The 13,752-nt window shown below is 51.0% G+C and carries 10 protein-coding genes and 6 tRNA genes; 3 read left to right on the top strand and 13 right to left on the bottom strand.

The features are described 5' to 3' along the window. Positions 1 to 178: 178 nt before the first annotated feature. The 10 genes from HEP82_RS05930 to nagB form a co-directional block, all read right to left on the bottom strand. Positions 179 to 253, bottom strand: a tRNA-Gln gene (locus HEP82_RS05930). A gap of 8 nt (positions 254 to 261) precedes the next feature. Then, positions 262 to 338, bottom strand: a tRNA-Met gene (locus tag HEP82_RS05925). A 44-nt stretch (positions 339 to 382) separates the two neighbouring features. Next, positions 383 to 457 (bottom strand) — tRNA-Gln (locus tag HEP82_RS05920). A 37-nt stretch (positions 458 to 494) separates the two neighbouring features. Then, positions 495 to 569: transfer RNA gene (locus HEP82_RS05915), tRNA-Gln, on the bottom strand. Between the two features lie 29 nt (positions 570 to 598). Then, a tRNA-Leu gene (locus HEP82_RS05910) sits at positions 599 to 683 on the bottom strand. Between the two features lie 9 nt (positions 684 to 692). Continuing rightward, positions 693 to 769 (bottom strand) — tRNA-Met (locus HEP82_RS05905). A gap of 221 nt (positions 770 to 990) precedes the next feature. Further along, positions 991 to 2,655 carry an asparagine synthase B gene (gene asnB / locus HEP82_RS05900; RefSeq protein ID WP_012764733.1) on the bottom strand — a complete coding sequence of 555 codons (1,665 nt, stop codon included), beginning with the start codon at positions 2,653 to 2,655 and terminating at the stop codon, positions 991 to 993. Between the two features lie 292 nt (positions 2,656 to 2,947). Continuing rightward, complete coding sequence (gene nagC, locus HEP82_RS05895) at positions 2,948 to 4,171, bottom strand: DNA-binding transcriptional regulator NagC (RefSeq protein WP_192457237.1); 1,224 nt, start codon at positions 4,169 to 4,171, stop codon at positions 2,948 to 2,950. A gap of 7 nt (positions 4,172 to 4,178) precedes the next feature. Further along, a complete protein-coding gene (gene nagA / locus HEP82_RS05890) occupies positions 4,179 to 5,333 on the bottom strand; it encodes an N-acetylglucosamine-6-phosphate deacetylase (RefSeq protein ID WP_192457236.1) in 1,155 nt (384 codons plus the stop codon). Positions 5,334 to 5,363: 30 nt separating this feature from the next. Then, positions 5,364 to 6,164: a glucosamine-6-phosphate deaminase gene (gene nagB / locus HEP82_RS05885; protein WP_192457235.1), complete on the bottom strand. Its 801-nt coding sequence runs from the start codon at positions 6,162 to 6,164 to the stop codon at positions 5,364 to 5,366. A 293-nt stretch (positions 6,165 to 6,457) separates the two neighbouring features. On the opposite strand from nagB, the gene nagE reads away from it, so the two are divergent. Both nagE and glnS read left to right on the top strand, forming a co-directional pair. Then, on the top strand, positions 6,458 to 7,924 hold the full coding sequence (gene nagE / locus HEP82_RS05880) for an N-acetylglucosamine-specific PTS transporter subunit IIBC (RefSeq protein WP_192457234.1): 1,467 nt from the start codon (positions 6,458 to 6,460) through the stop codon (positions 7,922 to 7,924). A 161-nt stretch (positions 7,925 to 8,085) separates the two neighbouring features. After that, on the top strand, positions 8,086 to 9,744 hold the full coding sequence (glnS, locus tag HEP82_RS05875) for a glutamine--tRNA ligase (RefSeq protein WP_192457233.1): 1,659 nt from the start codon (positions 8,086 to 8,088) through the stop codon (positions 9,742 to 9,744). 166 nt (positions 9,745 to 9,910) lie between these two features. Here glnS and fur read toward each other — a convergent pair whose 3' ends face one another. Both fur and fldA read right to left on the bottom strand, forming a co-directional pair. Continuing rightward, positions 9,911 to 10,357 (bottom strand): ferric iron uptake transcriptional regulator, encoded by a 447-nt coding sequence (gene fur, locus HEP82_RS05870; protein ID WP_192457232.1) that lies wholly within the window; start codon positions 10,355 to 10,357, stop codon positions 9,911 to 9,913. Between the two features lie 322 nt (positions 10,358 to 10,679). Continuing rightward, positions 10,680 to 11,207, bottom strand: a complete 528-nt coding sequence (gene fldA, locus HEP82_RS05865; RefSeq protein ID WP_012764740.1) for a flavodoxin FldA — start codon at positions 11,205 to 11,207, stop codon at positions 10,680 to 10,682. A 404-nt stretch (positions 11,208 to 11,611) separates the two neighbouring features. Here fldA and HEP82_RS05860 point away from each other — a divergent pair, with 404 nt between their 5' ends. After that, the gene (locus tag HEP82_RS05860) at positions 11,612 to 13,297 is read left to right on the top strand and encodes a methyl-accepting chemotaxis protein (RefSeq protein ID WP_192457231.1); all 1,686 of its coding nucleotides are present in this window, start codon (positions 11,612 to 11,614) and stop codon (positions 13,295 to 13,297) included. A 40-nt stretch (positions 13,298 to 13,337) separates the two neighbouring features. Here the strand turns inward: HEP82_RS05860 and ybfE are convergent, their stop codons facing one another. Beyond that, positions 13,338 to 13,619 (bottom strand): LexA regulated protein, encoded by a 282-nt coding sequence (gene ybfE, locus HEP82_RS05855; RefSeq protein WP_012764742.1) that lies wholly within the window; start codon positions 13,617 to 13,619, stop codon positions 13,338 to 13,340. Positions 13,620 to 13,752: the final 133 nt, after the last annotated feature.

Below are 13,752 nucleotides of genomic sequence, written 5' to 3'. Positions count from 1 at the left end.
CCGTAGGCGTAGACTGCTGGCTATCTGGCGTCTGGTAAAATAGCCGTTGCATTGAGAATAACGGAACGTTTAAAACAGGTCAGCAATAAATTATCAGGATAAAACGCTGGTGTGAGTCAATGCGATTTGATTTTTATAGCAGTAAAAAGAAAAAAGCCCGCGATAGCGGGCTTTCATATGGCTGGGGTACGAGGATTCGAACCTCGGGATGGCGGAATCAGAATCCGCTGCCTTACCGCTTGGCGATACCCCAATTTTAAATGGTGGCTACGACGGGAATCGAACCTGTGACCCCAGCATTATGAGTGCTGTGCTCTAACCAGCTGAGCTACGTAGCCATTTGTTCTTTTATCGGAAGAGTGGCTCTTCACGATGAAATAGTTGGCTGGGGTACGAGGATTCGAACCTCGGGATGGCGGAATCAGAATCCGCTGCCTTACCGCTTGGCGATACCCCAACTGGGTGCACATGCTAGATGTGTCTGACTTAATTTATGGCTGGGGTACCAGGATTCGAACCTGGGTATGGCGGGATCAAAACCCGCTGCCTTACCGCTTGGCGATACCCCAATAAAATCTTCCCACGCCGGTGAGGATAATGGTGCGGGAGGCGAGACTTGAACTCGCACACCTTGCGGCGCCAGAACCTAAATCTGGTGCGTCTACCAATTTCGCCACTCCCGCAAGAAAAGATGGTGGCTACGACGGGAATCGAACCTGTGACCCCAGCATTATGAGTGCTGTGCTCTAACCAGCTGAGCTACGTAGCCATCTTTTCCGCGTCACCTTCATCGGCGTTGCGGGGCGCATTATGCTGAGTTGGCCTTTTGGCGTCAACACATTTTTTCTCGAAAACGGGCCTTGGCGCGCTGTTTGTCTGGCTTATGAACAGTCTGGTGAGAAAAGCGACAAAAAGCCGTCTTTTTACGATGTTACATAAGAAAAACGGGCCGTTGTCGACCCGTTTTTCTGTCAGTGAGACGCTGATACGTTACTGATAGGCGGACTGGTGAACACCCACTGCGCGACCAGAGGGATCGTCCATCTTTTTGAAGGATTCATCCCACTCGATAGCCTTGGCGGAAGAGCAGGCGACAGACGGGCCACCGGGCACGCATTCCGCGGCACTGGGTACCGGAAACAGTTCTTCAAAGATTTCACGGTACAAGTACGCTTCCTTAGAGGTCGGCGTGTTGTAGGGGAAGCGGAAATGCGCCGTTTCCATTTGCTGATCGGAAACCTGTTTAGCGGCAACTTCCTTCAGCGAGTCGATCCAGCTGTAACCCACACCGTCTGAAAATTGTTCTTTTTGACGCCATGCCACGCTGTGAGGCAGATAAGACTCAAAACATTCGCGCAGGATATGTTTTTCCATCTTGCCATTGCCGCACATTTTGTCTTTGGGGTTGATGCGCATGGCAACATCCAGGAACTTTTTGTCCAGGAACGGCACGCGAGCTTCCACGCCCCAAGCCGACATCGCCTTGTTGGCGCGCGCGCAGTCATACTGATGCAGTGCCAGCAGTTTGCGTACTGTTTCCTCATGAAGTTCTTTGGCGTTGGGCGCTTTGTGGAAGTAGAGGTAGCCGCCGAATACTTCATCGGAGCCTTCGCCGGAAAGCACCATTTTGATACCCATTGCTTTGATTTTCCGCGACATCAGGTACATCGGCGTGGAGGCGCGGATGGTGGTGACGTCATAAGTCTCGATGTGATAAATCACATCGCGGATAGCATCCAGACCTTCTTGTACGGTGAAGTTGATTTCATGATGCACCGTGCCCAGATGGTCGGCGACTTCCTTGGCGGCTTTGAGATCCGGCGCGCCTTTCAGACCGACGGCGAAGGAGTGTAATTGCGGCCACCAGGCTTCGCTGCGCTCGTCATCTTCCACGCGGCGGGCGGCGAATTTCTTGGTGATGGCGGAAATGACGGAGGAATCCAAGCCGCCGGACAACAGTACACCGTAAGGTACGTCGGACATCAGGTGGCTTTTGACGGATTCTTCCAGGGCTTCGCGCAGTGCGTCGGCGTCGGTCACGTTGTCTTTAACGTTATCGTAGTCAAACCAGTCGCGACGGTAATATTCGCGAATTTCGCCATCTTTGCTCCACAGATAGCTGCCCGCCGGAAATTCTTTAATGGTACGGCATACCGGCACCAGCGCTTTCATTTCCGACGCCACATAGAAGTTGCCATGTTCATCGTATCCCATATACAGCGGGATGATGCCCAGATGGTCACGACCGATCAGATAGGCGTCTTTTTCGCTATCATACAAGGCGAATGCGAACATTCCGCGCAGTTCATCCAGAAACTCCGGGCCTTTTTCCTGATACAGCGCCAGGATCACTTCGCAGTCCGAGCCTGTCTGAAATTCGTAGCGGTCGCCGTATTGCTGACGCAGCGCCTGGTGGTTATAGATTTCACCGTTAACGGCCAGAATGTGGGTGTGCGCCAGGTTGTAGAGCGGTTGGGCGCCGGTGTTGACGTCCACGATGGAAAGGCGTTCATGAGCCAGAATAGCGTTGTCGCTGGCATAAATACCAGACCAGTCCGGGCCGCGATGGCGCATCAGACGGGACAATTCCAGCGCTTTCTTGCGCAATTCAACCGGATCGGTTTTCAGATCAAGCACACCAAAAATAGAACACATATAAAGAGGCTCCCTCGTTCACTTGCGACGGTGAAATACAGTCAAATGGATGCAACGGTCATCATCAGGTTTCCTTGCCATGGACGCCATCATGGATGATATCCGCCGTGTCAGTGACATTGATTTAGCATCAAAAGGCCGTAGTAATTCAATATCATTTAATGAAAAAAGCCATTGTGATGATGAATATTGAATTAATGAGGTGGTTTATTGGTGTTTGTATAAAACAATGAGAGGGGAAGACCGGATTTTTGGCGATCCCATAATCCGGTCTTATGGCGAAGTTTTGAACTTACTGATTTTCAAGCAGACGTTGCAACAACACGCCATTCAGCATCGCGCGTTTGACCAGTGCAAATGCTCCGATGGCCGACAGATGGTGGAGTTGTGATACCACCACCGGCAAGTTGTTGCGGAAATCCCTGAGCACTTGCGTGTTGATGCAACGTTGGATGGCGGGCAACAACAACTTTTCCGCCTCGATGATTTCGCCGGCGATGACTACCCGCTGTGGATTGAACAGGTTGATCGCCATAGACAACGCTTTGCCCAGATTCAGACCTGCCAGTTCAATGACTTCACGCGCCAGCTCATCACCCCGGTTGGCCGCTTTGCAAATCGCGTCGATATGGGCGTTGTCGGCCGTCAGTTTACTGGGGAATCCTTGCTGCAGCAGGTGCTGCACCCGGTTTTCAATCGCACCATTTGATACCACCGTTTCGAGACAGCCGAAGTTACCGCAATGGCAGCGGTCGCCCAGTGGGTCTATCTGAATATGGCCGATTTCCCCCACGTTACCATTACTGCCAAGAAAAATTCCTCCGTTGACCAGAACACCCGCGCCGACGCCGCGATGGACTCGTACTAGTATGGAGTCCTGACAATCTCGGGTCGCGCCGAAATAATGTTCGGCCAGCGCCAGGCTGCGGATGTCATGACCGACGAAACTGTAAACGTTGAACTGATTTTGCAGGCGTTCCACCAGCGGCCAGTTATCGACGGGAATATGCGGCATGTAGCGTACAACGCCGGCGTTAGGATCAACCAGGCCGGGCAGCACCACCGAGATGGCGATCAGCTCTCTGATACGGCGCTGGTGAGCGTCGGTAAATTGCCGGATGGCGTTGAATAGCGCGGTTTCCAGCGTATCTTGGGTCGTTTCCGGCAGATCGTAGTGCGATTCCTCCAACCGTTTTCCCTGAAGATCATACAAGGCGATGGTGGCATCGTGCCGTCCGAGCCGGACGGCAATGGTGTGAAAGGGGCGTGTTTCGGAAATGATGGAGATGGCGCGCCGGCCTCCGGTAGAGGCTTGTTGATCTACTTCTTTGATCAACCCGCGCTCCAACAACTGGCGGGTGATTTTGGTGACACTAGCGGGGGCTAACTGGCTTTGCTCGGCGATTTGTATGCGTGAAATCGGGCCTTGTTGATCAATCAGGCGGTATACCACCGCGCTGTTGAGCTGTTTGACAAGATCAATGTTGCCTATCTGTGCCTGTCCGCCTGTGGTCATGAAAACGCTACTCGTCGGTATTCAATACATCTTCACCGTTGACGAAGGTATTGAGGATCTGGAAATCGCGGGTAAAGACGGTCAGGTTTGCCACCTTGCCGGCTTCAATGCTGCCCAGTCGGTGGTCTTCCCCGATGGCTCTCGCCGGATACAGCGTCGCCATTCTTAATGCTTCATCCAAAGCAATACCCGCATGTTCAACACAATTGTGTACGGCGTCTATCATGGTGAGTGCGGAACCGCTAAGAGTGCCGTGTTCGTCCACGCAGATACCATCGCGGTAGTATATGGGTTTACCGGCAAAAATGAACCGATCAATGTTGGCGCCAGCCGGCGCAGTGGCATCAGTGACCAACACCAGCTTGTCGCCTTTGATGCGCTTCGTGTTGCGGATCGACGCCCAGTTGACGTGATAGCCGTCGGCGATGATGCCGCAGTAAACTTCGGGGGCATCGTAGATGGCGCCGACCAGCCCTGGCTCACGCCCTGTTATATGAGGCATGGCGTTAAACAGATGGGTGGCAAATCGGATACCGGCGGCAAAGCCTTGTTTCGCTTCTGCCCAAGTGGCGTTGGAATGGCCGGCGGAAACCACAATTCCCGCCCGTATCAATTTTCTGATGACGGCGGTAGGCACACATTCCGGCGCCAGCGTGATTTTGCTGATGACATCGGCGTTATCGCACAGATAATCCACCAGCTCGTTATCCGGCTGGCGAATAAAACTTGCGTCGTGCGTACCTCTTTTCACCGGATTCAGCCAGGGCCCCTCAAGATGTAACCCCAGCGCTTGGTTGCGATGCTGCGCCAGCCAGGCACGCATCACTTCCACACTGTGTTTCATAAAGGCGTCGGACGAGGTGATCAAGGTCGGCAGAAAACTGGTGCAGCCGGATTTTTCATTTGCTCGCTGCATGATTTCCAGCGTTTTGACGGAAATGGTCTCCATCGAATCGTTGAATTGAACGCCGCCGCAGCCATTCAACTGCAGATCGATAAAACCGGGTGCCAGCAGGGCGCCCGCCAGGTCGCGTTTGTTTAGATCTGGTGGTACATCCTGCACCGGGCAGACCTGATGAATTGCACCATCGGCAATGATAACCGCATGTGCGTCCAATACCTGATGGCCGGTAAAAATACGACCGTTGATTAAAGCGTACATCGTAATCTCCTTAATCTCCCGACTCACTGATTACAGGTTTTTAATATTTTCAGTTTCCAGTTCGCGGAAATATTTTACCGTTTTCACTTTCAGTTCCATGGTAGACGGTTCGTCGCAGACAATCAGCGAACGGGCATGTAACTGCAGACAGCTGATGGTCCACAGATGGTTGACGTTGCCCTCCACGGCGGCTTGTAATGCCAGCGCTTTGTGTCGCCCCGTCACCAAAATCATGACTTCTTCCGCATCCAGCAAGGTCCCCACTCCTACCGTCAGCGCATATTTGGGCACCTGATTAACATCGCCGCCGAAGAAGCGGGAATTGGCGATGCGGGTTTCTTCCGTCAGGGTTTTGATCCGGGTACGGGAAACCAGTGATGACGCCGGTTCGTTGAACGCGATATGCCCGTCATTGCCAACACCGCCCATGAATAAGTGGATTTTACCGTAACACCTGATTTTTTCTTCATATTGCTGACATTCAGCGGTGATGTCTGCTGCGTTACCATTCAGCAGATTGATATTTTCGTCTTGAATATCAATATGATTGAAAAAATTGTTGTACATGAAGGAACGGTAACTTTCCGGATGATCGGCGGGCAGCCCGACATATTCATCCATATTGAAAGTGACGACATGTTTGAAACTGACTTTGCCCGCTTTATATAACTCGATCAGGGCTTTGTACGCTTCCAGCGGCGAACTGCCGGTTGGCAGCCCCAGAATGAAAGGGCATTCCGCCGTAGGCTTGAATGCGTTGATGCGTTGTGCAATGTAGTGGGCGGCCCATTTTCCGACCTGTTCGGCGTGGGTTAACGGAATCAATCTCATTGCTGTACTCCTCGTCGATGGGGTTGCCTGGTGAGCGGTAAAGTCGTATTGAATGTTTTCAAATCTGGGCTCAGTGTAGCGCGTTTTTTTTTATCTTGAAATAAGTCGTGATAATGGTGCGCCATAAACTTTTAATATGTGCGTTTTTGGTGATTTTTATCACATAATCCATGCTATTAATTTTCGTGACGAATTATTTTGTTGACACGTTGTATCCGGTCTAGAAGACTGGCGATAAGTGAAGATGGTTGCACCAGTAAAATAACCTGTTGGTCTGAAAGGGGAGAGGGAAGGTGAGTATACTCAGTTATTTACAAAAGGTAGGCCGGGCGCTGATGGTTCCGGTCGCCACATTGCCCGCCGCCGCCATCCTGATGGGGGTGGGATACTGGATTGACCCGGTTGGCTGGGGGAGCGAAAGCGCGTTGGCGGCGTTGCTGATCAAATCCGGCGCTGCGATCATTGAACATATGGCTGTGCTGTTCGCTGTCGGCGTCGCTTACGGCATGTCGAAGGATAAGGATGGGGCTGCGGCGTTGTCCGGATTCGTTGGATACCTGGTGGTGACGACGTTGTGCTCACCGGCAGCCGTATCGATGATCCAGCATATTCCGCTGGCACAGGTGCCTGCTGCGTTTTCAAAAATTGAAAACCAGTTCGTGGGGATTTTGGTCGGGGTGATTTCCGCCGAACTCTATAATCGCTTCAGTAATGTCGAATTGCCTAAGGCGCTGTCTTTCTTCAGTGGGCGCCGGTTGGTTCCGATTTTGACATCGTTGTTGATGATCGTGGCTGCATTCGTGTTGATGTACGTTTGGCCGGTGATTTACGGCGCGTTGGTCGCTTTTGGCGAACATATCCAGCAACTCGGGGCGGTGGGCGCCGGTGTCTATGCGTTTTTTAACCGTTTGCTGATTCCGGTTGGGTTGCATCATGCGCTTAACTCGGTGTTCTGGTTCGATGTTGCGGGTATCAACGATATTCCTAATTTCCTGAGCGGGCAGCAGGCGATTGATGCCGGTAAAGCAATTCCGGGAATCACTGGGCGCTATCAAGCCGGTTTCTTCCCGATCATGATGTTCGGTTTGCCCGGCGCGGCGCTGGCCATTTATCACTGTGCGCGTCCGGAAAACCGCAGCCGTGTCGCCGGTATCATGGTGGCGGCAGCATTTGCTGCGTTCTTTACCGGTATCACCGAACCGCTGGAATTCTCCTTTATGTTCGTTGCGCCGGTGTTGTATGTGTTGCATGCGCTGCTGACCGGAATTTCCGTTTTCATCGCCGCCAGTATGCACTGGATTGCCGGGTTTGGTTTCAGCGCCGGTCTGGTGGATATGGTGCTTTCTTCTCGTAACCCGCTGGCGACGCAGTGGTACATGTTGTTGCTGCAAGGCATCGTATTTTTTGCGATTTATTATGTCGTGTTTCGCTTCACGATTGTTCGTTTCAATCTGATGACGCCAGGCCGCGAGGCTGCTACGACCGATGCACCTGCTGCTCGAGTGGATGTCGGGGATGACAAGTCTGTGGCGCGTGCCTATCTGCAGGTTTTGGGCGGTAAGGACAATTTGACAGCGATCGACGCTTGCATTACCCGGTTACGGCTGACGGTGAAAGACTCGTCGCTGGTGGATGAATCCGCGGCCAAACAGCTAGGGGCGGCCGGTGTGATACGTCTTAACAAACAGAACGTGCAGATTGTTGTGGGGACACAGGCTGAAAGTATCGCTATGGCTTTGCGGCAGGTAGCGGAAGAATAAACTTCGCATCGTTATTGGCTGTCCGCGACGAAAACGGAGAATATGCGAAAGCAGTTCTCCGTTTTTTATCTTAAACTTTCATTCAACAAACAGTTGTTTCCCTGCTTAGCTTGTTGGATCATTAGCGGTTATGAGTTGTTTTTCGCATTGAGGAACCAAGCATGAGTGAGGCTGAAGCCCGCCCAACCAATTTTATTCGCCAGATTATTGATGAAGATTTGGCTTCTGGTAAGCATCGCAGTATTCAGACGCGGTTTCCGCCGGAGCCGAACGGCTATTTGCACATTGGCCATGCCAAATCCATCTGTCTGAATTTTGGTATCGCCGTTGATTACGAGGGCAAATGTAACCTGCGTTTCGACGATACCAATCCGGCGAAGGAAGATATCGAGTACGTTGAGTCGATTAAGCATGACGTGCAATGGCTCGGTTTTTCCTGGAGCGGTGATATCCGCTATTCCTCTGATTATTTCGATCAGCTGTATTTGTATGCGGTTGAGCTGATCAACAAGGGTCTGGCGTATGTTGATGAGTTGACGCCGGAACAGATTCGCGAGTATCGCGGCACACTGACCGCGCCGGGGAAAAACAGCCCTTACCGCGATCGCACCGTGGAAGAGAACCTCGCGCTGTTTGAAAAAATGCGCAATGGGGAATTCACCGAAGGTAGTGCTTGCCTGCGTGCGAAAATCGATATGGCCTCGCCCTTTATTGTGATGCGAGACCCCGTGTTATATCGCATCAAATTTGCCGAGCATCATCAGACTGGCAACAAGTGGTGCATCTACCCGATGTATGATTTTACCCACTGCATTTCCGATGCGCTGGAAGGTATCACCCACTCGCTGTGTACCCTTGAGTTCCAGGATAACCGCCGCCTTTATGACTGGGTGCTGGATAACATCAGCATTGCCTGCCATCCGCGGCAGTATGAGTTTTCTCGACTCAATCTCGAATACACGGTGATGTCTAAACGTAAGCTGAATCTGTTAGTGACGGACAAGCATGTAGAGGGCTGGAGCGATCCTCGTATGCCGACGATCTCCGGTCTGCGCCGTCGTGGTTATACCGCTGCGTCTATTCGTGAATTTTGTCGTCGTATCGGTGTCACCAAACAAGATAACACGGTGGAGATGGCCGCGCTGGAATCCTGTATTCGTGATGACCTGAATGAAAATGCACCGCGTGCAATGGCGGTGCTGGATCCGGTGCGCGTTGTTATTGAAAACCTGTCAGAGAACCACGAAGAGTGGGTTGAAATGCCGAACCATCCAAATAAACCGGAGATGGGAACCCGGCAGGTGGCTTTTAGCCGCGAAATCTACATCGATCGGGCCGATTTTCGTGAAGAAGCCAATAAACAATACAAGCGTCTGGTGTTGGGCAAAGAGGTACGTCTGCGTAACGCTTACGTTATTAAAGCCGAACGTATCGATAAGGATGAACAGGGCGCCATTACCACGATTTACTGCAGTTACGATGCGGATACCTTGAGCAAGGATCCGGCGGACGGTCGCAAGGTAAAAGGGGTGATTCATTGGGTCTCTGCTGCTCATGCACTGCCTGCGGAATTCCGCTTGTATGATCGTCTGTTCAGCGTACCGAATCCCGGTGCGGCGGATGATTTTCTCTCCACGATCAACCCGGATTCTCTGAGGATCGTGCTGGGGGTTGTTGAGGCGAGCTTGAGCCAGGCTCAGGCAGAAAAAGCCTATCAGTTTGAACGTGAAGGGTATTTTTGTGCTGACCCGGTATACTCCAGCGTTGAACATCTGGTGTTCAATCGTACTGTTGGTCTGAGAGACAGCTGGGTGGGTTAATACTATTTACACCTTGCATGACAAAAAAACCGCCGAGTGGCGGTTTTTTTTAGCCGGATGTGTTGCAAGGCAGGAATCAGGCGACGGATTCGCTATGCTTGCGTCGCGTCTTCGGTGCGTAAAAAAACCGCTTTTTGCGGTTTTTTAACACTCGGATAAGAAGACATTAGCGCTCTTCATGTAGGCTATCATCTTCACGGCAGTTGCCGTCAGTACAGTGACCATAAAGATATAAACTATGGTTGGTCAGCTTAATGCCGTGTTTTTCAGAGATCTCGCGCTGACGCGCCTCGATGGATTCGTCGCTGAATTCGATAACACGACCGCAATCCAGACAGATAAGGTGATCATGATGGTGCTGCTGGGTCAGTTCAAAAACCGATTTACCACCTTCAAAATTATGTCGGGTGACAATGCCGGCGTCATCAAACTGGTTCAGTACGCGATAGACCGTCGCCAGACCGATTTCTTCGCCCATATCGATCAGCTTTTTATAGAGATCTTCCGCGCTGACGTGATGGCACTCAGGAGCCTGAAGCACTTCCAGTATTTTTAATCGAGGAAGTGTGACTTTCAGGCCGGCCTTCTTTAATGCGGTATTATTGTCAGTCATGCGGATATTGTCCTGTTGCTCTACTTTTTGTCAGTCAGGCTAATAGCCTGGTCTCATCGGTCGGCTTAAAAAAGGCTGCTGCCCTCAATTATAGGACTGCACTGTCGAAATTAAAACAGCCGAACCTTTACCATACTATTCCCGCCTACTACACAGATCTACGATCTATGCCCCGTTGACGAGAGCAATATTGCGATGCGGCAAGCAAACCGGAAAATATTATACTCTGTTATAGCAGAAAATTAAAAAATCGAATTTATCTATATGATAGGTTTTATCTCTTGATAAGAGATGGCCCTGAGCTTGGCAGGGCCATTGTGTGTTAGGAGAGTAATGTTTTGAGATTCATCTCTTCGCTGATCTGTTTTACCCAGGCAGCGACCCGCTCTGTCGTCAATTCCGGCTGACGGTCTTCATCTATGGCGAGCCCGATAAAATGCTTGTCATCCACCAGGCCTTTCGACGCTTCAAAATAGTAACCTTCCGTCGGCCAGTTTCCGACGATGGTGGCGCCGCGCGGCTCAATAATGTCACGGATAGTCCCCATGGCATCACAGAAATACTCGGCGTAGTCTTCTTGGTCTCCACAGCCGAAAATTGCTACCAGCTTGCCGGCGAAATCGATCTCTTCCAGCGTAGGGAAAAAATCATCCCAGTCGCACTGCGCTTCACCGTAGTACCAAGTCGGGATACCCAGCAACAGGATGTCAAAACGCTCAAGATCTTCTTTACTGCTTTTAGCAATGTCATGAATTTCAGCAACTTCTGTTCCAAGATGCTGTTGGATTGCTTTGGCTATATTTTCAGTGTTGCCTGTGTCACTGCCAAAGAAAATGCCTATGAGAGCCATGGATTGGATAACCTCTTAATTTCTAAGGATATGGTGTATGTCTCACCAGCGATCCGGTAATGATAGCAGACAGTTTATAGTGGAGAAACTCGAATCTCTATGCCGTTCGGCGGGATAAGTAAATGTCAGTGCGAATTTCATTACTTAATTTTTTTTAGTTTTTTAAAAATACAGGTCTGTGATATCTCATTGGAAAATAGACGGATTGCTAAAAGGCATCATGATTTTTAGCTTTTTAAAGGCGTTAACGCGCTAAATGTTCCTGTGATTTGCTCGATGAATGGAACAAGTTTCTTCGTGAAATGTAAATCACAGCAATGTTTTTTGCGCAATCATAGTCTTTATTTATTGAATACCTCACAACAAATCTTACCTTGTGTAATCATTCAGGCTGGAGTCTATCTATGCAATTCCTGAAAAATATTGCTATTCGCACTGCAATGATGTGGGTACTGGGTACCTTTTGTGCGCTATGGGTTGCGGTGTCGGTTTATACTATGTACTCGTTTCGTACCATGAACGAGACGTCAAAAACCAGTTCATTGCTGGTTAACAATATGGATTTGGTCAATACGGGGAATGATCAGTATTTTCGAATGGTGACCCGGTTAGCGCGCGGTGTGGACTACCGTAAGAGTGGTGATAACCAAAAAGCCGACGAACAGCAGAAGTCATCTCTGGCTGCACTAGATTTACTGAAATCCAACCTTGAGGCATTCAAAAAGATCGACCATGCCGGTTTATCGCAGCCGTTGGTGGATGCGGTTATCCGGGATTGGGAAAACCTGATTACTCAAGGGGTCGAACCCATGTATCAGCGGGCGGTGGAAAATAATCTCGCCGAGTATGACAAATTCGCCAAAGATGTCGTGCCGGTTTTCAGCCGTCAATTCAATGTCTCTTTTACCAATTTCAACAAGGCCGGTTCCGAAATGTTCGTGGATGCTGGAAAACGCCTTGAAAAAATAACCTGGTATGGACAAAACATTCTGCTGGCCGGGTTGGCTGGCGGCCTGTTGATGCTGTTCATGACGGATCGCTATCTGGTTGCCTATCTGGTACGTCCTCTGAATGATCTGCGTGATCATTTCCAGGTGATTGCGTCTGGCAGGTTGGGCAAACCGATTATAGATTTCGGCAACAACTGTGTGGGCAGGCTGTTTCCGTTGTTGAGAGATATGCAGTCCAGCCTGGCCAATACGGTCAGCACCATTCGCTCCAGCGCGGATACCATTTATCAGGGTGTGTCTGAAATTGCGTCTGGTAACAACGATCTGGCTGCGCGAACGGAATCGCAGGCAGCAGCGCTTGAGGAAAGCGCTGCTAGCATGGAAGAGCTTACGTCAACCGTGAAACAGAATGCGGAAAACGCCAGCCATGCCAGCCAACTGGCTAATCAGGCGTCGCAGACTGCCAGCAAAGGCGGGAAGCTGGTCGACAATGTCGTGAAAACCATGGCCGATATTTCCGGCAGCTCGAAGAAAATCGCCGAAATCACGAGTGTGATCAACGGAATTGCATTTCAGACCAATATCTTGGCGCTGAATGCGGCGGTGGAAGCTGCGCGTGCGGGTGAGCAAGGGCGTGGTTTTGCCGTGGTGGCGGGCGAGGTAAGAAGCCTGGCGCAGCGCAGCGCTCAGGCGGCGAAAGAAATAGAGGGGTTGATCGCCGAATCTGTCCGTTGTGTAGATTCAGGATCAGCCTTGGTTGCCGACGCCGGCAATACCATGAGCGAGATCGTGACTGCTGTCACCAATGTGACGGATATCATGTCCGAGATCGCTGTCGCGTCTTCCGAACAAAGCAAGGGGATCGCACAGGCAGGGCTGGCGATTACGGAGATGGACGGTGTTACTCAACAGAATGCTTCGCTGGTTCAGGAAGCGTCTGCAGCGACTCGTTCTCTGGAAGAACAGGCCGCCATCCTGACAGAAGCGGTGTCCGTATTCCGGTTATCGGAACACCAATCTGTCTCTGCTCAACCGTCTCGCCCTCGCATGGAGCCGAAAACGATCCCGACGCCTGCAGCCAAAGCATTACCTGCGAGTGGGAAAAGCAGTAAGGGAAGTGATAACTGGGAAACGTTCTGAGTGATTGAAACCGGCGTCATGGATGACGCCCACAAAGACGTCAGGTTTTCTCTCCGGCCAACTGGGCCAGCAACATTTGCTCGATCAATTCGCTGCGGCTGATGTTTTTTTCCTCAGCCAACGCATTCAGAATTTCCACGGCTTCGTGGTTTATCTTCAATTCTATACGCCGCAAACCGCGAACCCGATCACGCCGAAGTTGGTTGCGTTTGTTGATTCGCAACTGTTCATCACGGGAAAGCGGATTAGTTTTGGGGCGGCCCGGGCGACGCTCATCCGCGAACAGATCAAGCGTGGTGCGATCCGTTTGTTCTTTTGCCATAAGTCATGGTACTGCAAGAAATTCGGCCAAAACACAACGCAGCTTCGTCATTGCGGGCGGCGGTGTTTTGATGAAATGTGGTTAACGATGCAAGGCCAGTGAGCCGTTCCTTTTTCTGCGCGCGCCATAATAC

The sequence above is a fragment of the Musicola keenii genome (assembly GCF_014855505.1).
Lineage (GTDB): Bacteria > Pseudomonadota > Gammaproteobacteria > Enterobacterales > Enterobacteriaceae > Musicola > Musicola paradisiaca.
Note: the sequence above shows the minus strand (reverse complement) of the source record. Positions and strands in the feature narration are given on the sequence as shown.